This is a genomic window from Paenibacillus farraposensis (genome assembly GCF_020736845.1).
In the GTDB taxonomy this organism is placed as follows: Bacteria; Bacillota; Bacilli; order Paenibacillales; family Paenibacillaceae; genus Paenibacillus; species Paenibacillus farraposensis.
In genome coordinates, this window is record NZ_JAFFQR010000008.1 from 156,956 (window position 1) to 181,320 (window position 24,365).

Here is a 24,365-nt window from a genome sequence, read left to right on the forward strand (position 1 = left end):
TAAAAAGGTTTTCCTATAAGATAAAACCGTCATGCAGACTATCATTTTCAAGGTTAAGCCCATAGGAATTATTATAGGCCCCCTCAGTTAAAGCCCATATTTTCCCATCCAAATAAGAAACCAACGCCTTATTTTGATCTAGTTGTTGTTTCTCATAATGGAATATATTAATGGTGAATTGCTGCGCCCTGCGCAGCAGGCTGCTAAGGTCCTCTATGCTTTGCTGTCCGTTTAGATCAGCAATGATTTCCTTCCCTTCTTTGGCCCCACTTCCATAAGGAACAATGACTGCGGTCGTATGATCTTCAATAACTTCAAAATAATCTGCTGCTGTGTTATAGCTATTCGCTAAAAATAAGGGGAGAATCGTGCCTCTCTCATTGTAATACGAACGATAGTACGTATTTTCACTACGATTGGCCGCCAGTAGTTCAGTCATGTTTTTTCTCAACTCGGGTATAAAATAATTCAAATTCGTTTCTAGCTCGGTATAATATTTTTGAAAATATACTTCCAAAGCCTGGGGAGACAATATGTTACCCCCATAGCAGGCTTGATCACGTTGTAAGTCAATGAACATTTTTCTAGTAATTTCTTTGCCGATTTTAATTTCTTTGAGCCGCCCAAGATCTTCTTCTTCATGATCAATGACAAACACCTGTTTCATTTCATCTCTTCCGTGGCGATTACATCTGCCTGCTGCCTGAGCAATAGAATCTAAGCCAGCTAAAGAGCGAATGACACATGTAAAGCTAATATCCACTCCCGCCTCAATGAGTTGTGTACTGATACAAACAACAGGTTGTTGGTTTGCTAGATGCTGTTTTACTTTGTCCAGAATGTGATTGCGGTGAGCAGGGCACATAGAGGTACTTAAGTGATAAACAGGGACCCCACTGCTTCCTTCTGTTAAGCGGTGATACAGATTTTTCACGACCGTTTTTGTATTTAAAATAACAAGTATACTTGGTTCATCAGCAAGCCGTTGTTCCACGAAATCGGCAAGTTTTTCCGTGTCCATGCTCACATCTGTTGCTTTATCAACGATCTCAACCCGCTTAAACGCTTCTATGACAAAATCGAGGTCGTGCACCATTTCGGCATCTGGTTCAATTTCCAGCTTATTGTGTACAAAATCCAATTCCGGTTGTGTGGCAGTGCAGAGAACAATACTTGAAGAAGCATATGTTTTCAAAAAATTCACTGCTTGATTAAACAATGAAATACAGTGGGTGGGTATTTTTTGTACTTCATCAAAGATGATAACGGACTCACTCAAATTGTGAAGTCTGCGGATATTTCTGCTGCCGCTTGCATAAAACACATTTAAAAACTGAACCAGCGTGGTGAAGATGACCGGCGAATCCCAATTGTCCTTCGCCAGCTTTAATTTTTGGCGTGTATTCACGACAGCATCTTCAAGTTCGTTACTCTCTCCATCTATATTTTCTACTTCATCCATGACCACGTTGGAATGATGCTCCAGAATGTTAGCATCATCCAGTAAGATTTTTCGAACCTCTTGGGCATTTTGTTCAATTATTGTCGTAAATGGAACAACATAGATGATATGCTTTTTTTCAAAAGCGGCTGCATGCCTTAGGGCATAACGTAAGCTGGCTAGTGTTTTTCCACCTCCTGTAGGTATGGAGAGCGTATATATCCCGGACGGCTTGTCCGCAAACTGCTCACATTGTTGGGACATTTCTTTTCTAAGTTGTTGAATGGAAGAACTGGCATTCAACCCTGTTTGCAAAGTGTTTATATGTACCATTAATTTTTCGTAATACGTTTGAAATAACTTTTGATGGATCATCGGTTCATTGCTGCTTATATCGCCTTTCACGTTATTTTCTTCAAAACAACGAGTGTTCGTTCGATCCGCATCAATCAATGCGCTGAACACAAACTTGGTTAAGAACATCATTTTAAGTTCAGTCTCTGTCTTATCATCTCGTTTCATATAGCGAACCAACTCGGCTCCTGCCTGATTCACATAATGATAAAACGTAGTTTCCTCTATAACTTGCTCATAAAAAAGGGCAACCGCATGATCAAATCCCTCCAGTTTTCGGTCACGCACCCGATCCAAGAATTTCGATTCCAAATTGGGGTCTAAAAAATCCTGTAAATAAGCATGGTGCGAAATAATCACGTTTCCTACTACTTCAGCTAATAGACCCTTGTTCATAAAATCCTGCTGATCAAATGCTCCTTGAGGTTGAATGTGAAAGAGGTTGTACAATAACTTTCCACCAGCGGTCGAATGATCCACGCTTCCCCGTTTCGGTGGATTCTCCGGATTTTGTATCGCTAAACGAATGTAATTCTGGAACTTTGTCGTGTACTTCCCTAAGTCATGCAACATACCAGCGAGTCCGGTAATATGCCGAATACCTATTTTGTCACCATAGATTTCTGCTAATTGTTGAGTTTCCAATAGATGTTCGGCAACCGTTTGAACCTCTTGATCACTTTCCCGTATATGGGCGATATAGTCCATCATTAATCCCCTTTAATTTTCTTTTAGAGTAATTTTTTTACCAAGTAAAAAAACAACAAAATCAAATTTATGCTAATAACATTACCTGCTGTATGCGTTCTGTAGATTTCTTTGATTAAAACTAGTGTCTCATAATAAGACTTATTTCCTGTCTTTTTAGCATCTCTTCCATTGTTAGCAGTATTGAATCTCCTCTATAATACCACACTTATATTTATGGATGACTGTATAGAACAATTATAAAATTAAGGTTTTTTGGATTTTTTTCCTCGTGAAATTATTGCTGTTGCAATGTCTGCTAATGCATAATTTTTTTGTTTCATCTCATTAGCTAATGCCTTCAATTTCTGCTTTGTACCTCTAAGTTCTTCTTCCAACTGTTTAATTCTGATTTCATTAGGTTGCTCAGAAACATTAACCCAAGTTTTAATTTCGTGTACAAGCAGCCCTTTAGTGCGGCAATAATCTAATAACTCATCATAATTAAATCTATCAACTCGCAACAAAAAACTAAATTCCTGAAAACTGTTTTCTGTTTTTCTACTGTTTTTCTCCATCTTTAAGCGCCTCCTTGTAATTCACTAATAACTACTGAATGTTAATGTCGCCCATCTTATTCAATATAATTTTATAGGAGCCTTATATAAAACACAGTAACATTTCCCAAAAGATCAAAAAAATTTATGTTTTGCAACGTAGTCGATAAAAATTGCTTTAAATTAATGATTTATGATACACTCGGCGTGTCGCTGAAAGGCGTGGATTGAAAACTATAGAATTATATTGAAGAGCCCGCCCTTAGCGGGTTTTTTCTCATTCTTTTTAAACATAACTTCCGTCTTTTCTCATAATCCTCTCAATCTATTCACTAAAATTATTGAATTACATATTAGCAACTATATTATTTAAATTATCGGCACATATTGGATGTATAGACTGAAAATAAAGCTGAAATTTATTCAGCTTTATTTTCAATTCACTAACTTAGTCAGAGGACGATTCTACGTTTTAGTCCCTCACTTACACCCTCCACGATTACAACCCACGCGGTCGCATAGAGTGCGACAGTTTATCGCAGCAAACGGCGGCCTCGAACGGATGATTTCAATCCACGCACTCGCATAGAGTGCGACTACTGTTTTTAATTTGGTTTGGGGTAGCCTGGGATTTCAATCCACGCACTCGCATAGAGTGCGACGAACGCAAGGCGGGCAGCACCACAAAGCAACTCACTATTTCAATCCACGCACTCGCATAGAGTGCGACTATGCCACCTACATCAAACGCCTACGTGATGATGAGGGATTTCAATCCACGCACTCGCATAGAGTGCGACATCGGTTCAGGAGACTACGGGCAGCCTGCATATCTATTTCAATCCACGCACTCGCATAGAGTGCGACGGTACAGTTGGCATATAACGGAGAAAAACCTGCTATATTTCAATCCACGCACTCGCATAGAGTGCGACGGTAAGCACTTTATGAGCATCGTATATTTTTTGATTGAAATTTCAATCCACGCACTCGCATAGAGTGCGACGAGGCTATCTTGTGGCTATTAGATGACTGGAGTAGGGAATTTCAATCCACGCACTCGCATAGAGTGCGACCAGCGCAGGGCGTTCCAACTCAGGACGTTCCAGTACAATTTCAATCCACGCACTCGCATAGAGTGCGACGACGCGTGGATAGTGCTGGGGAGTACCTTATATGATTTCAATCCACGCACTCGCATAGAGTGCGACTTGTTAACGTGGATATTCGAGTACGGTTGGTCATATTTCAATCCACGCACTCGCATAGAGTGCGACCAAACAGGTGGATAGAAACTGTTTTTGATTGTGGATATTTCAATCCACGCACTCGCATAGAGTGCGACTAACGACGCAAGGTAAAGTTTCTTGGACAATTAAAGATTTCAATCCACGCACTCGCATAGAGTGCGACCCAGCGGGGTGCTACCGATGCTTTCGGATTTATATGATTTCAATCCACGCACTCGCATAGAGTGCGACAGAAAAACAGCCAAGCGAGTATTATTGCGAAGGTATTTCAATCCACGCACTCGCATAGAGTGCGACGGTCGTCGCACAGCAGGAGGAACATGTTATGGATATTTCAATCCACGCACTCGCATAGAGTGCGACAGCGAAAATGGGTCAAATCTTCCCCATTTAAGTAATATTCTAGCGTTATTTCGGTCAAAACGCATCCATTATTACTTCAATCCCTTGCAATCCGTTCACATCTTGTTCACTTTCGACGTATTTTCGACAAAATCTGAGGTGCGAAGGACCCGGGAAGTTCATGTGAGCTTCACATTCGCACCTGAACAAAATTGCTTTCACAAAGTTCTTTTAACTTGGCAGAAAATACGTGCCTGGACTTATTTTATCTTTGCCAGCTCTGCCAACTGTGATGGAGGAAGCTCACCTTCGAATATATTTAATTCATCGATAGCGCCTTTAAAAACAGGGTCCCACCAGTTAACACCTAAGCTAAACGTTCCGGCTTTGGATGTAAATATATTCGGAAATCCTGCGCCTGTTAACTGAAGTTTGCCGTTCACATACACGGATAACACTCCGTTGTCTACCGTGAAGGCCAGATGCGTCCACTCATTGGCTTTGATTTTCATACCAGTGCTGCCGTTATACCGAGGTGAGCCGCCGGACCAAAGCATCGTGTTCTCTCCCTCGGGACCTTTGGGCAGCAAACTAATCCAGTGGTTGTTATCCATAGCTCCGAAAAAAGTCGGTGTATACAGCGTCAACTCATGGGGAGGAACCCACAATGACACGGAATATGCAGGACCGGATATCATTCCTTGGGGCAGTTGAATTCCGGATTTTCCATCCAACAATACCGCTTTGCCGCTTCCCCCCTCAGTGTAGGTAACGGCTCCGCCATCACGATCGATTCGGTCACCGATAACCACTCCATTGGCAAAAACAACCTTGTGAGCCTTGAGATCATTTTCAAATGGGTACTGTGCCGTCAGCGTTGCCGTCTCATACGGGGATACTGTGATGTTAAAGATTTTGTGCTTATTACTCCCCCCTTTGGTAATCGTAGCTGTCAGGGTTGTTGAGGTAGCCTTTTCACCAATTGCAGGACGTTTGACCTCGCCTGTGGCGGAAATGACGTTCGGGTCAGAGGTTTTCCAGGTAATCGAGGTTTGCCGACTGCCTTCTTTGGGCAAGGTCAAATTTGCTACCATCCGACTTGTATCACCAAGCTCCAGCTCACGATATACACTTTCAACTACGGTTGCATCGGATGAATTAGGAAGCTGGCTGCCCCAAGCCATTTCCCCAGTTTGGGATAAACCGCAAATGCCATCACATATCGCTTGGTAAATTCATCCCATTGTCTATGAAAACTCCGTCATAGGCGATCCCGCCCAGCGTCAGTTGGACTCTAGCGTCTCCTGCCTTGCGCCATGTCCCTTGTAGCTCACCTGTGACAGTATGATCTGCTTTTAGCTGAATAATGGATCGGCTACACTTAGTTGGAGAAGAAAAATAAGGGCTTGTAGAATAAACCTATCATGTTAAGGAGCGGATCTCTACAATGCCAAAACAACAACGGCAAACCTTCACCTCAGAATTTAAAAAGCAAATGGTGCAACTCTATGAAAACGGGAAATCCCGGGCAACGATTGTGGAGGAATATGGACTCACAGCTTCAGCTTTAGATCGCTGGATCAAGCAAGCTTAGACGTCAGGATCCTTCAAGGAGAAAGACAATCGTTCTTCAGATGAAAACGAGCTGATGGCTTTGCGAAAAGAGAACCAGCGTTTGAAGATGGAGGTCGATATTTTAAAGCAAGCCGCGCTGATCAGGGGACGAAAGTAGCTATCATCCTGAACAATCGTGATAAATACTCAGTATCAGCAATGTGCGATGTCCTACAAATGGCAAGAAGTACGTTCTACTATGAAGCCAGGGAACGGGTCCATGAAGACGATATGACCGAAGCGGTTGTGGATATCTTCCACAAAAACCGAAAAGCCTACGGCACACGGCAAGATCAAGGTCAAGCTCCATGAACGCGGATTCGTGGTGTCCAGACGCCGAATTGGCCGCATCATGAAAGCACAAGGACTGGTTTCCACGTACACGGTGGCGCAGTATAAGCCGCATAAAGCCGCATGCAACGAAGAAGCTACAGCCAACATCCTGAATCGTAAATTTGACCAAACCGAGACCAGGCGCTTCGCTGTCATCGACCTGACCTATGTGAAGGTTCAGCACCAGTGGCACTACATTTGCGTACTCGTTGACCTGTTCAATCGAGAGATTATCGGTCATAGTGCAGGTCCGAACAAGGACGCTGCTCTGATTTCTCGGGCCTTTGCCACAGTACAGGGTGATCTGCATCAAATTCAGTGGTTTCCTACAGACCGTGGCAGTGAATTTAAAAATGAAAAGATGAACGAGCTTCTGGAAACTTTTAAGATCGGTCGTTCACTGAGCATGAAAGGCTGTCCCTATGACAATGCCGTAGCGGAAGCCACCTACAAGGTCATGAAAACCGAGTTCGTAAACCAGATGGAATTTCAGAGCCTTCATCATTTGGAGATCGAACTATATGATTACGTCAACTGGTTTAATAAGCATCGCATTCACGGAACACTGGGATACATAAAACCTGTTCAGTACCGCCAAGAGGCCCTTAAAAAAGTTGTCTGATTTACTGTTGACAATCCACCTAAGGTGTATTGAAATTTGTATTTCTTATTTTAAATTTCAATACACGCACTCATATAGAGTGCGACCTTTATTCACTCCGTACTTCTCCTGAAACTGTTGATTTCAATCCACGCACTCATATAAAGTGCGACCTAACGTATCGGCCTCCGATTAGGTCGCCGGAAGACAATTTCAATCCACGCACTCATATAGAGTGCGACGAGCTATACGGAAAAAGACGCTATGGTTATGCGTATTTCAATCCACGCACTCATATAGAGTGCGACGTGCAGAGGTTCGTGATCAACCGGAATACCTAATAATTTCAATCCACGCACTCATATAGAGTGCGACATCGGCAAACGGAACTTTGGCCCGGTGCATTTGAAATTTCAATCCACGCACTCATATAGAGTGCGACAGCGAAAATGTGCCCAATTGATCCAAAAAAGGGTATCTATTCGGTACATTTTCAAAATAAACAATACCAAAAAAGCCTGAATCTACGATTGACTTTTATGAATGACAACTGATTAAAATCCTTTTCGAAAATTTCGAGGTGCGAAGGACCCAGGGATTTTATGTGAGCTTCACATTCGCACCTTAACCAAAATATTACAATCAGAATACCATAAATCCTTTTTCCGTCATAGAAATGCTTTCATACTAAAACAATAAAGATTCTGCCCCATCAATCACAATTTGCGCACCCGTAATGTGGCGCGAATGATCAGAGGCCAGGAATGTTACCAAATCAGCTACCTGCTCAGGTTGACCGGGCCCATTTGCCAGCGGCTGCCCTCCTTCGGGAAAATGAACGGGAATGGTAATCTGCTTTAACCTTTCGGATTTCTCTGTTGTTTCATCAATATTGGTCGAAATGGCACCAGGATAAATGACATTGACCCGAATACGGAATTTGGCCAGCTCCAGCGCAGCCATTTTAGCGAACCCGGTTTGACCTGCCTTCGAAGTGCTATACGCTGACATCCCAAAGCTGGTAAACCGCTGATTTCCATTAATGGAGCTGGTAATGATAATGCTGCCGCCACCGTTTTTTTTCAAATGAGGTACCGCATACTTCACCGTCAGGAAGGTACCATCGAGATTTATAGACAGCGTTTGCCGCCAATCCTCAATGCTCAAATCCTCAATCGGTCCAAGCACACCGTTAATCCCTGCATTGGCAAAAACGATGTTCAGGCCGCCAAACAGTTCAACTGCTTCCAGAACTGCTTTTTCTACGCGAACCGGGTCGGCAATATCCACATCAAACGCACGGGCTGAGCCTTCTCGTATCGCATTAATCTCTCTTTCCGTCTCCAAAATCCGCTCATTACTTACGTCAAAAAGGGAGACATTCGCTCCTTCTCTCGCCATTTGGATGGCTGTTGCTTTACCAATTCCAGAACCGGCCCCCGTAATTAGAGCAGTTTTACCTTCAAAGCGCGGGCTTCCTGAAGGTGTGTAGCTCATATGTATCGCTCCTTTCAGTATCCTGTATATTCACAAGATTACCCAAAAGGGTATACTTTATAATCACCATTTTTGCGCATTATTTGCCATTTCTTTTCTTTACTTAAAAAAAGAGAGTATTACTTCATTTTCGGGATATTTCAATCCACGCACTCATGTAGAGTGCGACGAGAGGGCTCGAAGGCCAGTTACGAGCGGTAACGCATTTCAATCCACGCACTCATGTAGAGTGCGACAACACCACCAGATGCAACACAAGAGTTCTATGTGAATTTCAATCCACGCACTCATATAGAGTGCGACCGTAGGCGTAATTCGTGGATATGCTCCTGTAATGATTATTTCAATCCACGCACTCATATAGAGTGCGACCCGGGTCCTGTCTCCAGCTTGGCTAATGGCTTGGTAATTTCAATCCACGCACTCATATAGAGTGCGACACAATAAAGGTACGATATTATATTCATGACATGCCTATTTCAATCCACGCACTCATATAGAGTGCGACGCCAACAACAACATGGGGCCGACAATGAGTGCAAATTTCAATCCACGCACTCATATAGAGTGCGACTTGGTCAGGATTAAAGACGGACAGCCCTTGTGTGATTTCAATCCACGCACTCATATAGAGTGCGACGATAGGTGAGTCTGGACAACTACCATCATAACAATTTCAATCCACGCACTCATATAGAGTGCGACGGGCAGACAGCCGTTGAAACCGACCAATTCGCGGGATTTCAATCCACGCACTCATATAGAGTGCGACAGCGAAAATGCACCCAATTGATCCCAAAAAGGTATCTATTCGGTACGTTTTTAAAACAAACGATGCCGAAAAAGCTTGAATCTACGATTGACTTTTATCCATGACAACCAATTTAAATCCTTTTCGACAAAATTTCGAGGTGCGAAGGACCCGGGAATTTTATGTGAGCTTCACATTCGCACCTTGCTGGACCAGCAGGATCGTGTTTTATTTTCCTACCACTGCAATTCAATAAATGCAGCATCATCGTCCAGTCCCCCGGTATGGGATGCATCGAGCAATACTTGTATCTGCTCATCAGGAACAGGCTCGCGAATAGGGTCCAAATCGGATAAACCGTCGGTATACACCTGTAATCTCATCGGCATCTCCGCGGGTATGCTTCTCTCGTACCAATGAGGCTTCCCTCCGATCAATCCCCGGTTGGTGGACCAGCGCTCGGCGGTAGAAAAGGTGTGATCGAACAACTCGCTGATTTCCTCCGTACCGTTCCACAGCCGCAAGCGTGAATCTCCCTGCCAGGCCAGTCTCAATCGCCCGCGGGTACCGCGGTTTGGGAGCTCAATTCGACCACAAATATACATGGACTGGCTTCCCTGGCGACGCTTGTCCTCCAGTACAGAACGCATAAACCCGGATTCGTGTTCCAGAGGCTCCCGATCCAGCTCCTCTGTAGCCGCACTAGCCAAACGATCAAGATACATTTTCAGTTGATCAGCAGACAGATCCCGTCCCTCTTCCAACCAGCCCATCAAAGAGGAACCCAGATAGCGGGCTGCAAAATCTCCTCGGTAACTAAGCCCGACACCGTCACACAAGACAAAACAACAAACGGATTTATGAATGCGCACTGCGGCAAAATCCTGACCGCTTTCCCCCATGCTAGCAGACTCGGCAGACCTTCCATACCCATACCGACACGTAAAACGACTGTGATGTGATGTTACACGCTGATCGCCCGTCTGAGAGCTTATATATGCAAACTGCTGAGACAGCCTTGCATGCATTCCCTTTCTTTTGCTCGCAGGGAGCAGGGACAGCAGTGGATTCATGCTTTTACCTCCCTTACCGTACAGGCGTTGCGGCCGACATTTGAAAACCGATGGACACCAGCTCCGCACAGGTTCCAGGCAGCATCATAATCGCCCCTTCACCCAGCTGATAATCTGCCTCAAACAGCATCTCCCGGTAGCTTTCAGGAAGTACAGAAGACATATTACGCAATTTCACAGCATGCTCATCCTGCAACGGGGTATTATACGTCAAGCCTTTCCAGCGACGGGGGTCCTGGATAGGCGTCTCCAGCAGTCTGTCGGATAAAAAGATATTTTCCACCAGCACATTACCATCCGGTACGCTCATGCTCATAATGCGCTTAGCAATCGGCTCCGGATCATCGCCTGTAGATACTCCATCTGTCATATGGCATACCAGAGGAGCAGGGCAATCCTGCATTCCCGGCAGTTCTGCCTGTAAAATACGCTCCGCTTGCAGGAACGCTTTGGCCGAATCTGAAAACCGTTTGGGTGTCAAATCGGGCAGCGAACCAATCGCCGCGATTTCATCAATCCCTTTTACACCATTCAATAGATCATATACGTCATCGCTATAAGCCAAAATCGCAATCCGATAGCGTGCAGTCAGGCGATTCCCTTTGGTGGATCGAAAGACCATCTGCCGGATCGCCAGCGATATAGCCTCATACACAACGTCAATACGCCGTCGCCCCTCCATCAGCATGTTCATCGATGCGCTGATGTCAATCAGGTAAATGATCAGGGCGGGGGTACGCTGTGATGCCTGTATTGTATAGTTCATAGTTTACACATGCTCCCCTCAGTTACCTTCCAGCTCTATTTATCCATCTATCTCATATAAATATATGCAAATTAAATTTTAGGCAGTCTAAAATTCGTATCACTTAAAAAATTATAAATAGAAGAAGCCCGATATCCCACTTCGCCTACCGAACGATAATAGGATGGATTACTATCATATAATGCTCTGAATTTATTGGCAAAGCTTTTCGCCTTTGCCGTGCTTCCCCCCTCCTGGGAGGCATAAGCCTTGTTATACAGGGTAATAAGGTTGAGAACATTCTCCTTGTTGCGTACATGAACTGACGCTTTTCGTTGTTCTTCCGCCTCGGCCGAAGCCTTACGGGCTGCTCCTTCCTTGGCTGCACGGGCTTGCTGGTCCTTTTTCCAGGCCAAATACTTTTCATACTTCGCCTGCTGATCATACGCCTTTTGCGCGGCCAGCTTGACAGCCGCCTGCTTTTCTTTTTCCTTTTGCGCTAGATACGCTTCATATTTGACCTGTTGATCAATCAGAGCCTGCTGTTTTTTTTGCTCTTCCTGCTGCTTTTGGGCAGCAAGGGCCTGTTGGTTGGCCTGCTGTCTGGCCTTTTCTTCCGCTTCCTGCAGTTGCTTTTCAGCCAGCGCCTTTTGCACGGCCTCCTGCTCGGCATCCAGCTTGGCTTCTTCCGCCTTCGCAGCCTCTTCCTGTTTGGCTGCTTCAATTTGCCGCTGGTTGGATTGATCCGCAAGAATGTTAACGGCCGGAATTCCAGCCGCTAGCAGAACGACCGCAGCAGCAGTTGATATGATAAACGGTTTGGAACGATACCAGGCTGCCAGTTTTTTTGGCTGCTCCGGTGTCTCGGGATTTAACTGTTCCTCCAGTCCGGTGATCGCAGCCGATACCTCCACATGTAGAGGACTGCCTTCTTCCACAAAATGGTATAACGAGCGATATACCTCCAGCGCTGCAGCAGGTTTGTTTTGCTGCTCAAGCTCGCGGGCTTGTCGGAACAGTTTGTCCGTTACCCCTCGCTCCCCCTGCTCCTCAGCGGCGTGATTTAGCATTGCAGCCTGCTCGGCTCCGAGCGGTGCAACCCAAGAGGAGCCTGCCTCAACAGAGGAACTTTCCGTAGCTGCCGCTTCCGCTGATACTGCTGTTTCCGCCGTCTCCAGCTCCGTCGCCTCTGCTTCAACAGGAATATCCTGTTCCGTTATTGCATTAAGTACAACCAGCCACTCCCCAAAGGTCGGGCAGCTGCTTAAATCCTGACTGTCCCAGGCACGGCTGAACAGCTCTACCACCTTGCTCCCCCAGCGCATTTCCAGCGATTTTCGCAATATGAAATAACGCTCGCAAGGTGTCTGCATTTCATGCTGGTCAAAATAACTTTCGCCCCATGCTTTATCTGCGATGACACGGTCAGACCAGCCCAGCATTTCTCCAATAATAATGGCCCCTGCAAAACGGTCTGCATATGCGCTCCATAACCCGCTGTGAACGGTGCGGTGTGCAGCATATCCCGGTGAACCTGCCAATAGGGCGTCCGGACGATCCATTTTGGTACTATACATTTGCTCCACGTCCACCAGTTGTACAGCTGACGTGCCTTCAGGCAGTTCCACTTCAGAAAAAAACGGAAGCATGACATTGGGCGCTGATAAATCACAATGCGCCAGTCCTTTTTGTTCCATAGCCGAACCGATCCCTGCCAGCGCTCTGGCCAAAGCCAGACTATCGGAAGCCTCAAGTGGACGCTGAGCTGTAAGACAATCGAACCACGTCGTACCATGAATCCACGGCATTAGTACCGCATACAGCAAGTCAGGCTGCTCGGCGATCAGACTTCCGTTTCTTTCTGGAGTGAGCACATCACGCTTGCATACCTGCAAACCGGGAATATCCCCGTATGCTTCCATATGCTCAGATTGATAAACCATAGCCGGGATACGGAACTTCGGGAAAAACACTTTAAGGGCTTTAGCCTCATGCGGTGCTCCACTTTTAGCATCCAGCCGATATACAATGCCCTGTCGTCCCGCTTGAGCATAGGCCAAACCGGGTGCAGCCGGATGTCGTCCAACCACATAGACTGTGCCGTTTATGATCAATTCATCTCCCGGATTCGGTTGAAAAGACATGAAACATCCCTCTCCTTACATCGTTCAATATGCTAGTTTCCTTACTTGATTATATCATCCATGGATGGCAAGAAAACCGGGTGTCCTGAGATCGCCCGGTTTTCTTAAAATATAAGAAAATATCAGTGCACGTTATGCTCTGTTCTTATATTTATCGCAGAAATGAATATTATCCTTATATTGGACAGCTAAACCGTTTCTACTAGAAACCACCTATACTAAGCCGTGAGGAATGGTTCACATATTGCTTCTTCATAGCGTGGTATATTTATAGAATAATGCCAATCTCGCTTCTTACTTGGCTTGGTCAACTGTACGAAATTTGTTAGCGATAGCCGTCAGTTCTTGGCTGATGCTGTTCAAAGTCGTTACGAAAGCTTGCATTTGTTTGCTGGCTTCCTGAAACTCTTGAAAGAAACGTTGCTTGGTCATACCTTCCCATTGACCTTCCATACCTGAGATGGATTGTGTCAGACTGGAAACGATTTGCTGACTTTGCTCACCGCTTTGCTTAAATTGATTTGCCACCTGATCGACCTGTTCTGGTGTAATTAAAATGCGTCCTGCCATTTTTGGAGTCCTCCTTGATGATAAAAAAATGTTATGGTTTAGCTGGTTCAAATTGTACTATAGGGATTTAATTCCCTACAAAAGGCAAAGGTCCTAATTACAACAATCCCACTTTTTAACTACAAAACAGCACCTAACAGTATGTTTTTAATAAAGAGACACCCAATAAGTCCCGAAAGACCGGGAAATATGATATTAATTATTGCGTAACCTCGCAACCAACAAGATCATCACGGAGCTGTCCCTGTTAAGCAACAGGTTGATCTCCCGCCGCAGACGGATCTGTAAAATGCCAATCCTGCGGGCTACTGGAGGACGCCTGCTTTAGAATATCCTGATTCAGTGTTCCTGTATCCGCAGACGTTATGCCGGTAATGGCATGCACGACAGACTGCGGATTTGAAATCAGACCGCTTCCTTCCAAAGTTTGCCCGGGCAAAATAGACGGGGATTGCTGATTTGACCAATCAAGCATCGTGACAGGTCTTCCCAATGGTAGGCCAGCAAATGACAGAATCGTATGGTAGTTGTGGTCAACAGACTGAAACTGCTCTGCCTTTTGGTTCAGTTGCACACCTGTTGTAAGGAGATAAGCATGAATCTGTTCCGACATTCGCTTGGCCTGCATCCAATGATTCAGGACCGTCTCACGTACAGATACATCCCAATCCAGCATTTGTAACGTCTGCTCCAAGCCTGCTGTTAACTGTTGAATTTGCTCCGCCGCATGCTGTAGCTGTCCGCTAAGCCCCCGAAGCACATCCGGTTCAACTCGAATGCGCATATCCATCACCCTTCTTCTCATGCTTCTTCAGTTACTGCCGATTGTCTCAGCCAATTTAACAGTAAATCCACAAACTGATTCCTTGAAGTCATGGCTGCAATAAGCCAGTCTCCATTCCCATCAGAGCTCATACGAAATATCCAGCTTATAGCAGGACACAGGACAAAAGCTGCCCGTTGCGATTCCCATTCCCTGCCATTCCAAACGAGCAATTGCAGTTCTCCCTCAGCTACTCGCGAACTTAGTGACTGGGCCAGCCTGGCAGCTCCCTCAGCATCCCCGCTAGCCTCAGTCAGTTGACTGCTGATTAGAGCTACACTCTCACCTGCAGATTGCTTATAAATCTCATTAAATGCCTGCTTGGAAAACATGAGCGCGGGAGATTCCGGCAGAGGCCGATCTTCCCAGCCCATCTTGTCAATCAATGTTTCACAAGCCGTTTCCACATCACCCAGATCGTACAGGCGATATTCATCGGGTTCATCTACGGATTTCACCAGTTCCACGACACGCTCGTTCGTGCAATGAAGGTAGCCTTCAAATTGCTTGCCTTCTCGTGCATAGCGAAGGCGGCAAGCCCGATTAGATAATCCCGCGATAGCAACTCTCGAAAAAACAGTAGGGGGCATGGCTAGCTCTTTGCCCTTATCTCCCTTTTTTAGATAACCTTTTTCCAAAAGAGCGGCTTTTACCTTTTCCCACTCTTCTGCCAACTCCTCAGCCAGATAGCCCTTAAACGGATCTTCCACCCCAAGCAGTCTATCAGAACCCAGCACGCCTGCCAGAAAAAACAGTTCCTTCGACTTGAGGGTTATGATCTTCTGCTTGGAAGCTTGAAACGTTAACATTATGAGCCACCTCCCTTCAAACTACAACATGCCATCGGTCACGAATTTTCGTTATCCAATCCTTACTGCTCATTTGCTCCGAGAAAGGAATTGCCGCTTTTATCCTGATAAATTTGCGCCGTACGTAGTATCCCTGCCCAGGCGGCAGGACTTTTAGGCCACCAGCAGCAGCATTCGCCTCCGAATAAGGGATACGAAAGAACGATAAGTCATTTGAGTCCAGTGTACCGAAAAGCATACCGCTTTGACTTGCCTTGACATCATTGAACCAGTCTACCCCAAAGGTCGGGAAATCAGATGGCACGCCCGACAACACGACATGCACATTGCGATCACGCCCCAAACGTACAATGGCGGAAAGCTGGTCCTTTATCATAAAATCGTTCAGTTGTTTACTCAACATGTCCGCATCATCTATAACCAGCAGTAATTCGGGATCATTCCCATCCTTGTTCCGCTGTTGAACGATATCATGCACCTGCTGTACCAGAGGTCCAATTTCCTCCTCGCTTTCGGCAGCAGCCTTGACATGAGGAAGATGCCGAAGCTGTGACAATCCGCCGCCTCCATAGCGGGTATCAAGTGTATAGACCTCCAGTCGTTCCGGTGAGGTGTAATATGCCAGCGACAGAATCCAGCTCATGAGAAATGAGGTTTTTCCTCCTTCCATCGGGCTGCCTACGATAAAATTAGGCCCCTCTTTCAGGTTTAGGAGGAAAGGCTCAAGATCGTCACTCTGTAAGCCTACAGGCACCTCATAAGGCAGCGCACTGGCTGGCCCGCTCATCCGATCCCACTGCTGTATCAGTTCCGCCAGTGAAATACGCTCGGGCAACGGGAGAATGGCTGGTGCATGTTCACCTGTCCATTCCTGCGCAATGCCCGCAATATTGCGGCGCAGCCGTGCCGAGCGTTCCGCCTCATCTTGTCCTGGTGAAGGCAGTGCCGTCTGGAACTCCAGCGGCGGAATATACCCTTTAACCAGACCGCGGCCCGGAATCAAAGGTCCCGGCGTTTTGGCCGGTCGCCCTACCGCGTAATAATAATCGCTTGGATCGGACAGTTCAAAAGAAACAGCATTCGGAATGTTGCTGCGGAATTTCTCAAACACATCCGTAATCCGGTTTGCCGTGATGATGAACGTAATGCCTAAGCTGCCTCCTTCACGCAAAAGAGATTCGAGCAGCTCATTTTCATCCGGATAAGCATTGCGGAAATTAAGGTAGCCATCAATCGCCACGACAATTTGTGGTACATTCTCGACTGAAGAACGTCGATAAGCGCTTATCGTTTTGACACCGGCTTCGGAGATCATTTCCTTGCGTATCGCTACCTGCTTGAACAGATACCGGAACAACCGCTTGATTCGGTCGTCCTCCTCCGCCATCATGACAGCACCAATGTGAGGAAGTTCCCCAAAGTCGCGCATCGTCCGGCCCATATCAATGATATAACCGTTCCAACCACTCGCATCAAAACGCTGAGCCGTCGACATCAGCATCGTCTGCAAAAAGGTCGTTTTCCCCATGCCCGGCATGCCGTACACTGCCCAATGACCATGATCCAGAGACGCATAGATCGGCTCTTGCCGCTGGTTCGGCAAATCATCGACTAGCCCAACCAATGCCTTTAGCTCCAGAGGAGATGTCTTACTCTCCGTTTCCGTGCATGAAGGCAGCTCAGTCAAGTCGAGTAATTCGGGCAGTGGTGGAAGCCACGGCCCCTGAAGCCGCTCGATCCCGGCTTTACCAGCCTCTTTTGCAATGTAGTCAATGAATATTTGAAGCTGCTTGGGCGCCTCTTCTCTTTGCAGGCCTGAGCTCGCGCGCTCACCGCCCGTCAGCAGCGCCTCACGTTTCCCGTTCAGTCTCACTTCATGTACAGGCAATGCGGAAGAAATATCACTGTTACCTATATATGGCGCACCGCTCCAGGCAAACTGCATTTCTTCAAATACCTCGTCGCTGCCGACTTGAAAATACCCTCGTCCCGGCTTGGTAATCCAAGCCGCATTCGGTATTTTCAGCATATCGCGGCTGTCTCCCTCGCTCTGTACCCGGAGACAGATACGGAATCTGGAGTTACTCCAGATTTTATCGTCTACGACACCTGTGGGCTTTTGGGTTGCCAGAATCAAATGGACACCCAAGGTCCGCCCAATCGCCGCAATACTGATCAGCTCATCCATAAACTCCGGCTGATCCCGTTTTAGCTGTGCAAATTCATCAATAATGATAACCAGATGCGGCAGCGGTTGTTCGTGCCGCTGCCGGAGCAATCTGTAATATTCATCAATATGCTGCAAATTGCCTGCATCGTTTAGTATTTTCTGTCGGCGCACCAGCTCTGCTTTAAGAGATATTTTGGCTCGTTCAATCAGGTTATTGTCCAAATTCGTAATTGTACCCACAACATGCGGCAAGTTGACGAACGTATTGGACATGCCACCGCCCTTATAGTCGATCAGCATAAAAGCAAGATCATGCGGGTGAAACTCGGCGGCAAGCGAGGCTACGATAGATTGAATAACCTCACTCTTCCCTGACCCGGTCGTACCCGCGATCAGACCGTGCGGACCATGTCCCTGGCGCTCTATTTTATCGTGCAGATTGATCATAATCTTCTTGCCGCCTGCCCGCACACCCATCGGCACCGGTAAAGTATCCGGATGGCGGTTGCGCCGCCACCGTTCTGTCACGCCCAGTTCCTCCACATCCGCCACGCTCATCATATCAAAGAGGGGCAGTACAGACGGGATATCCGAAGCCGAGGAGCGCTTCAAACGGATAGGAGCCATATATCGCGCCAATGCATCTGCTTCCTCTTTTGACAATCGATCCGGTTTAAAGCTCTGCTGCTCCACCTCGGCCGATTCCGATTTGCGGGCATACACTCCCTGCTCCTTGGAAGCCTCCACGATCAACTGACACTGCATCGGCAATGCTTCCTTACGGGAAGCCAGCACGATGGTGCACGTATCAATGGCTCGTCCGTCTTCCAGCAACAGCGGAAGCAAAGGCTCCTCCTCAATCAGCTGGCCGTCGGATAAAACAATGACATAACAAGGGACTTCCATCCCTTTTCCATGACGGTCACTGCGATTGTTTTTACGGCGATTCAGCCTGGCAAACAGAAAATCGGCCAATTGATGAGCGCTGCTGCTTCGGTCTGACATCATCCTTTGGGTTCTGTCATCGTCCCACACATGCGGAAGCCAGCGCATCCACGTCCATTCATTTTCCTCACGCTCATCATAAAAGGAAGCGATTTTCACTTCATCCGGTGAGTGACGTACAGCTACCTGCGCCAGAATCACTCTTAAGGCAGCAAGGGTGTGCTCCCGCTCCCCGACCAGTCCAACCACTTTTGATTGAAACAACGGCAATGCAATAGAAGCGGCATCTACCAGACGAAATTCGTCCTCCAGCTCATCCGCAGCCCCGAGCAGCGGGTCACGATCATAACCGTCCGGCCGTGGGATTTGCAATTTAATATGAAAGGGAACTTGTCCGGTCCCAATACGGACCTGTAAAAAATCCTCATCCTCTGGCGAGCGCTCCCAAAGGGAGCTGTTGCGGTTTTTGACGATTTGAGTGCATATTTGCGGATCACCGTGAATTTCATACAATGTGCGAATCTGTTCCTCGCGCTTTAGCTCAAGCTCTTCGCGATGCTTCTGGAGCTGTTCCCGGTACATCCGGTCGCGTTCCTCCAGCTTGCGCTTGTATTCCTTCTTGTTACTTAAGTAGACAAAAAAAGGAATAGTATAAGATGTAAGCATCATGACCACAGTAATCATCTGAAACATCAAATAGTTACTATTGCCCATCTTGCCTGTTTTGCTCATATATACATAAAAGCCTATCGTCACCAACGTCATCATTAACGGAATAAGTATAGATATAATAGAAAAAGACGGCTTGCTCGGCTCTGCCGGGGGCCGTAAAATCTCCAGCTTCTCCTCCCGGAGGGCCGGTCTTAATCTCGGGGAGCGCTGGTATAATACATTCAAGACAAAAGTCCCCCTTTTCGCTTACTATTCCATTTTACCAAGGTTTCATATAATTTCATGTGTGTATTTTCCCATTTTTTTCGTTTTGAAACAACGAACGACGTCCATATACAGGCGCTTCGTCCCGGGTTGTCGAAAAAGCACGCTGAATGCGTACTGTACAGCCTTCCCGCAGACCTGCTCCTGTGAGCACCAGGTCATCCTCCACTCCAAACCACAGCCCCTCCGGGAACTTTGCTTCCATAATATATTGCATTCCTTCCGCCGGAGGCTCGCCAAAAATGCGCACACCCAGCATCAGCTTCAAATGCTCCACCAAGTATTCATCAGCTACCTCGACGTCAAACCATTCTGTTTCCTGTCGTCCTGAAAGCACGGTCAGGATCATCTGTCATCCCTCCCGATTCTTAAATTAATACAGCCAAGCTCATAAAAAAGCCTATTTTCAATAGAAGATGGCTATCGTAACTGTAGCATTCGCTCCTTAGACTGTCAATTTGTTACAAAATACCTACTCTTGAAACAAATTAAAGACTTTAGTCTTATTTTTATAATCAAAAAGAGTCCTCAGAATCAAAAAACACGTATTTGCCAGCATTTCATATTCAGATTTTACGCCATTTTGTCCATAAGCAAGAACTAAAATCGATTGTTATCCAGATTATTGTGAACACTTTGTAAATTTCTTGGACCTTTATGTTTTTATAAGGTGTTTTTAAGGTAATTTTAAGAAACAGACTCTACAATAAAGCCATGAAATAACTCAGGCGAGGTGATTTTTGTGAGAACATTAATTACATTTCAAAACAAACGTATTCCCGTATACATCAACCAAGAAAATAAACAACCTGTACAAAAAACATTAAAGCTTCTAAGCAATACTTTGGAGAACAAAATCTCCAGCGGCAAACGTGCCCTTAAGAAATGTCTTAACTCTTTGATCAGCATAGAGATAGTCGGCTGTGAAGCCATCCTGCATAGCGTTAGTGAAAATGATTCATTGGCACTGTCCCTCTACTAAGAGGGACTTTTTTGTCTGCATCAGACACAAAAAAAGAGGGCGCTTAAGCCCCCTTTCTAAGCAGCTTGCTATGACTGGATCGTTACTGGCGTGCCGATGCTTACCTTCTCCTGAAGCTCAAGCACATCCTTGTTGTACATTCGGATGCAGCCATGTGACACCAACTGGCCAATGGACGAAGGATCATTCGTGCCATGAATGCCATAATGCGGCTTGGACAGCCCCATCCAGAACGCTCCAAAAGGACCGCCGGGATTGGGCTGTTTGTTAATGATCGTAAATTGTCCACTCGGTGTCTGTGTAGCCAACTTGCCAATGCCGACGGGATAACTAGCTACAACTTGATTGCCATCCTTTAAATATAAACGACGTTCGGTTAAATTCACCACGATGCTGTAATTCGGCATAGGTTCACCCCTTTATACCCTATGCCGATTGCACCCTCAATTTTCTTGTATTTATATAAAAAATGTTTAATTCATCCCGGTCTACCACTCCACATCCCGTCGCCAACCGCTTCGCTGAACTCTTCGATCCGAGGTTGGCCCGGTACGGCTGTCCTTTCTCCGCCGCTCCGCTTCCTTGCGCGTCTGATACTCCAGCTCACGCTGCATCTTGCGATAATTGTTCACCCTGGCTTCCGACAATTCCCCCGTCTGTAGAGCTTCCTCCACTGCGCATCCGGCTTCACCCTTGTGCTTGCAATTGGCAAATCGACATTTCTGCGCAATGTCCGTGATATCGACAAATGTATGAGCGACACCTGTGGAATCATCCCACAGATTAAGCTCGCGCATGCCGGGCGTATCCAGCAGAACGGCCTGCCGGGCGATAGGAAAAAGCTGTCGGTGAGTCGTCGTATGCCTTCCGCGGCTGTCTTCCTCTCTCACATCCTGTGTCAACTGTACTTCGCTCCCGGAGAGCCAGTTAACAATCGTTGATTTGCCGCTGCCGGAAGAGCCTGTTAAAGCAACGGTACTGCCGGGCTGAAGAAACGCCTCCAACTGCTCCCTGCCCTCGTTTTGCAGCGCAGAAATAACGATCACAGGCACGCCTGGAGCTACCCCATCCGCTTCTGCAACCCGTGCTTCAATATCTTGACAAAGGTCGCTTTTACTCAATACGACCACCGGGTTTACCCCGCTGTTCCAGGCCATAATCAAATACCGTTCCAATCTGCGCATATTAAAATCGTGATTTAATGCATTAACAAGAAAGAGGGTGTCCACATTGGTCGCTATCAACTGCTCCTTCGTCTCGGAGCCTGCAGCCTGCCGGGATATTCGGCTCTTGCGCGGCAGGACGGCATGAATCACAGCATCTGACACCGAATCCGGTGTGGTGATCGCCACCCAATCTCCGACAGCCGGCAGCTCGGCCGGATCATCAATGACATGCCGCAGCTTGCCGGAAGCAGCACCCCAGCGTTCTCCCTCCATCGTAATGAGCTTGACTTTCTGCCCATAATCGGCGATCAAGCGGGCAGGACGAAGCTCTGCATTTCCTGCATGTTCCTCAAAGCTATGCTTCCATTTGTCCCAATAATCGTTCCACTCATCAGACCAACCATATTCATATATACTCATTGTTTTCCTCCTGAAAATCATTTTTTTGAATTGCGGTTTTATTCGGTGTGTGTACATTTTTCCTCCCGCCAGCAAACAACGCAAAAAATCCGCAGGGAGCCCCTGCGGAAAGTATGCGGCTGAAGCCGATGTAATCCGTTGTCCGTTTACTCAACAAGCAGTCTTATGCTTGAGCCGCTTGTCGGAACCAACACCGTATACAAAGAAATCTAACCGTAAAAAATCCGCAGGGAATCACTCCCTGCGGATTCGTCGGTTCTATTGTTCAACCAACTGCCAGACCAGAACTAGATAGCTGTCTAGTCTTTAGCTGAGCATTGTCCGTACGGGAGGCAAGTCATTCTGCTGCTGAACCCATCTATTCTTGTTCGTACGCATATAACATCGCCTCCTCCCAAAATTTTCTTTATCATACAAGTCCCCAGGATCCCCTGTCAAGTCTGCTGCGAAACTTTTTTTCAATCTTTTTCAAGTTGCATTCAGCGCACCTGATCCCAGCGCGTCCACATCTCACGCGGATTCAATTCGTACATTTCCCGTTCCCTGTACATAAACTGATGCATAACCAGCTCGCGCCGAATCGTCGGAAAATCCTCATGGTACTGTTTAATCCACTCGTTTAATTCACGCTCAGGATAGACACGGCCTGGCTCTAGCTTTTCTGCCAGCATCTGAAGCACAATCAGCTTTTTCTTATACTGTGCCGAAATTTGGCGCAGCTTGCCGTCCTTGGCCAAAAAATTACGCAAAACCATCGCCTCCAGCGTTTCATTCGGCTCTGACATCTCTCCCGCACCTTCTCCCTTTTCGAAAATAAAACGTACCGTCGCCTCGGCATGCAGCCGGATCAGTCTGGATTCAGTGTAAAGTAGACCGTATTTTTATCCCGGCGTTCTTTGATTAATCAGGCTTCACGGAGCTTGGAAGCATGGTGCGTAACGGTCGGCTGGGACAAATTCAGCTTTTTCGCCAAAGCTTGACCATGCATCTCCCCGCGTGACAAAAGAAGTAATATGCGCATACGCGTTGGATCGGCATGATTTCTTCCTGAAAACGGCTGGATATTGTGTACACATTGCGGTAGGATTATAAATTGAAAACTTCTTACATACCCTGCAAAAAATAATGCAGTAAATCAATACAAACGGGAGGCTCATCTACATGTACGATGTAATCATTATTGGTGGCGGGCCATGCGGGCTATCCGCTGCCATCGAATGCAGCCGCAAAGGACTGCAATCCCTCATTATTGAAAAAAGCAACATTGTTCACTCTATTTTTCTGTACCCGACGAACATGCAATTTTTTAGTACCGCCGAATTACTGGAAATCGGTGATATTCCGTTCAACACCCCGAACGACAAGCCTTTTCGCCATGAAGCGTTGGCGTATTACCGTAATGTAGCGGCATATTATAATCTCAATATTCAGCATTATGAGGAAGCCCGGTCCATTGCTCGTCAGGAAGATGGAACATTTACCGTTCATACGATGACCAAGCGCGGAAAAGCTGAAACGTATTCATCCCGCTATGTCGTTGTGGCTACAGGATATTTTGATCATCCGAACTATTTGGGTATTCCCGGGGAAGAACTGGATAAAGTCACTCACTATTTCAGCGAAGCTCATCCTTATACAGGAACCCGGGTTACAGTCATCGGCGGCAGCAACTCTGCAGTAGATGCCGCGATGGAACTGGTGCGTGTCGGGGCTACGATTGATATGGTATACCGTCGTACCGAGCTGTCTCCATACATCAAGCCATGGGTTCGTCCACTGTTCGACAGTATGGTGCAAAAAGGGAAAATTACGCTGCACTTAGGTGCACGCATTACGGAAATTCATCCAGATCATGTCGTAGTCACCCCTCTGGAAGCGGAACCGTTCCGAATGGAAAATGACTTTGTGCTGGCACTGACCGGATTCCATCCGGAACGAAAACTACTGGAATCCATCGGCGTCCACATGGCAGAGAACCTCGACAAACCGGAATTTGATCCGGCTACGATGGAAACAAATATACCAGGTATATATGTGGCAGGTGTGATCGCTTCCGGCAGCAATGCCAATGAGGTATTCATTGAAACAGGCCGCTGCCACGGGCGGCAAATTGCCGAGCACATTCAATGCCAAACGCATTAAGGAGAACACCCAT

Annotated in this window: 17 protein-coding genes, 2 pseudogenes and 3 CRISPR repeat arrays; of the genes and pseudogenes, 3 read left to right on the forward strand and 16 right to left on the reverse strand. The window is 46.6% G+C overall.

Annotation, left to right across the window (positions count from 1 at the left end; translation table 11 throughout):
* Positions 1–13 precede the first annotated feature (13 nt).
* The 4 genes from cas3 to JO375_RS01785 form a co-directional block, all read right to left on the reverse strand.
* The gene (gene cas3, locus JO375_RS01770) at positions 14–2,503 is read right to left on the reverse strand and encodes a CRISPR-associated helicase Cas3' (RefSeq protein ID WP_229522849.1); all 2,490 of its coding nucleotides are present in this window, start codon (positions 2,501–2,503) and stop codon (positions 14–16) included.
* 245 nt (positions 2,504–2,748) lie between these two features.
* Positions 2,749–3,060: a hypothetical protein gene (locus JO375_RS01775; protein ID WP_229522850.1), complete on the reverse strand. Its 312-nt coding sequence runs from the start codon at positions 3,058–3,060 to the stop codon at positions 2,749–2,751.
* A gap of 477 nt (positions 3,061–3,537) precedes the next feature.
* A CRISPR array of direct repeats spans positions 3,538–4,652; the repeat unit is 32 nt; unit sequence ATTTCAATCCACGCACTCGCATAGAGTGCGAC.
* A gap of 239 nt (positions 4,653–4,891) precedes the next feature.
* Positions 4,892–5,815, reverse strand: coding sequence for a LamG domain-containing protein (locus tag JO375_RS01780; RefSeq protein WP_229522851.1), 924 nt, complete (start codon positions 5,813–5,815; stop codon positions 4,892–4,894).
* Between the two features lie 31 nt (positions 5,816–5,846).
* Positions 5,847–5,999, reverse strand: coding sequence for a lipocalin-like domain-containing protein (locus tag JO375_RS01785; protein ID WP_322098685.1), 153 nt, complete (start codon positions 5,997–5,999; stop codon positions 5,847–5,849).
* Between the two features lie 79 nt (positions 6,000–6,078).
* On the opposite strand from JO375_RS01785, the pseudogene JO375_RS01790 reads away from it, so the two are divergent.
* Positions 6,079–7,200: pseudogene (locus JO375_RS01790) on the forward strand (IS3 family transposase).
* A gap of 54 nt (positions 7,201–7,254) precedes the next feature.
* A CRISPR array of direct repeats spans positions 7,255–7,622; the repeat unit is 32 nt; unit sequence ATTTCAATCCACGCACTCATATAGAGTGCGAC.
* 244 nt (positions 7,623–7,866) lie between these two features.
* Here the strand turns inward: JO375_RS01790 and JO375_RS01795 are convergent.
* The 9 genes from JO375_RS01795 to JO375_RS01835 all read right to left on the reverse strand — a co-directional run bounded on the left by JO375_RS01795 (position 7,867) and on the right by JO375_RS01835 (position 19,991).
* On the reverse strand, positions 7,867–8,676 hold the full coding sequence (locus JO375_RS01795) for an SDR family oxidoreductase (protein ID WP_229522852.1): 810 nt from the start codon (positions 8,674–8,676) through the stop codon (positions 7,867–7,869).
* Positions 8,677–8,813: 137 nt separating this feature from the next.
* Positions 8,814–9,448: direct repeats of the CRISPR family, unit length 32 nt; unit sequence ATTTCAATCCACGCACTCATATAGAGTGCGAC.
* 215 nt (positions 9,449–9,663) lie between these two features.
* Positions 9,664–10,500 carry a hypothetical protein gene (locus JO375_RS01800; protein ID WP_229522853.1) on the reverse strand — a complete coding sequence of 279 codons (837 nt, stop codon included), beginning with the start codon at positions 10,498–10,500 and terminating at the stop codon, positions 9,664–9,666.
* A gap of 13 nt (positions 10,501–10,513) precedes the next feature.
* Positions 10,514–11,266 (reverse strand): vWA domain-containing protein, encoded by a 753-nt coding sequence (locus JO375_RS01805; RefSeq protein ID WP_229522854.1) that lies wholly within the window; start codon positions 11,264–11,266, stop codon positions 10,514–10,516.
* A gap of 71 nt (positions 11,267–11,337) precedes the next feature.
* Complete coding sequence (locus tag JO375_RS01810) at positions 11,338–13,389, reverse strand: hypothetical protein (RefSeq protein ID WP_229522855.1); 2,052 nt, start codon at positions 13,387–13,389, stop codon at positions 11,338–11,340.
* Positions 13,390–13,683: 294 nt separating this feature from the next.
* Positions 13,684–13,959: a WXG100 family type VII secretion target gene (locus JO375_RS01815; protein ID WP_007430133.1), complete on the reverse strand. Its 276-nt coding sequence runs from the start codon at positions 13,957–13,959 to the stop codon at positions 13,684–13,686.
* Positions 13,960–14,206: 247 nt separating this feature from the next.
* A complete protein-coding gene (locus JO375_RS01820) occupies positions 14,207–14,743 on the reverse strand; it encodes a WXG100 family type VII secretion target (RefSeq protein ID WP_322098686.1) in 537 nt (178 codons plus the stop codon).
* Between the two features lie 17 nt (positions 14,744–14,760).
* Positions 14,761–15,591, reverse strand: a complete 831-nt coding sequence (locus JO375_RS01825) for a hypothetical protein (protein ID WP_229522857.1) — start codon at positions 15,589–15,591, stop codon at positions 14,761–14,763.
* 16 nt (positions 15,592–15,607) lie between these two features.
* Positions 15,608–19,603 (reverse strand): type VII secretion protein EssC, encoded by a 3,996-nt coding sequence (gene essC, locus JO375_RS01830; RefSeq protein WP_229522858.1) that lies wholly within the window; start codon positions 19,601–19,603, stop codon positions 15,608–15,610.
* Positions 19,604–19,658: 55 nt separating this feature from the next.
* Positions 19,659–19,991: a hypothetical protein gene (locus tag JO375_RS01835; RefSeq protein WP_229522859.1), complete on the reverse strand. Its 333-nt coding sequence runs from the start codon at positions 19,989–19,991 to the stop codon at positions 19,659–19,661.
* Between the two features lie 393 nt (positions 19,992–20,384).
* On the opposite strand from JO375_RS01835, the gene JO375_RS01840 reads away from it, so the two are divergent.
* Complete coding sequence (locus JO375_RS01840; protein ID WP_229522860.1) at positions 20,385–20,624, forward strand: hypothetical protein; 240 nt, start codon at positions 20,385–20,387, stop codon at positions 20,622–20,624.
* A gap of 68 nt (positions 20,625–20,692) precedes the next feature.
* Here JO375_RS01840 and JO375_RS01845 read toward each other — a convergent pair whose 3' ends face one another.
* From JO375_RS01845 to JO375_RS01855, 3 genes and pseudogenes are all read right to left on the reverse strand, one after another.
* A complete protein-coding gene (locus JO375_RS01845) occupies positions 20,693–21,031 on the reverse strand; it encodes a L,D-transpeptidase (RefSeq protein ID WP_229522861.1) in 339 nt (112 codons plus the stop codon).
* 81 nt (positions 21,032–21,112) lie between these two features.
* Entirely contained in the window at positions 21,113–22,210 is a 1,098-nt protein-coding gene (gene rsgA / locus JO375_RS01850; protein ID WP_229522862.1) for a ribosome small subunit-dependent GTPase A, read from the reverse strand.
* A 479-nt stretch (positions 22,211–22,689) separates the two neighbouring features.
* Positions 22,690–23,231: pseudogene (locus JO375_RS01855) on the reverse strand (DUF2087 domain-containing protein).
* Between the two features lie 140 nt (positions 23,232–23,371).
* Here JO375_RS01855 and JO375_RS01860 point away from each other — a divergent pair.
* Entirely contained in the window at positions 23,372–24,352 is a 981-nt protein-coding gene (locus JO375_RS01860; RefSeq protein ID WP_229522863.1) for a YpdA family putative bacillithiol disulfide reductase, read from the forward strand.
* The last annotated feature ends 13 nt before the right edge of the window (positions 24,353–24,365 follow it).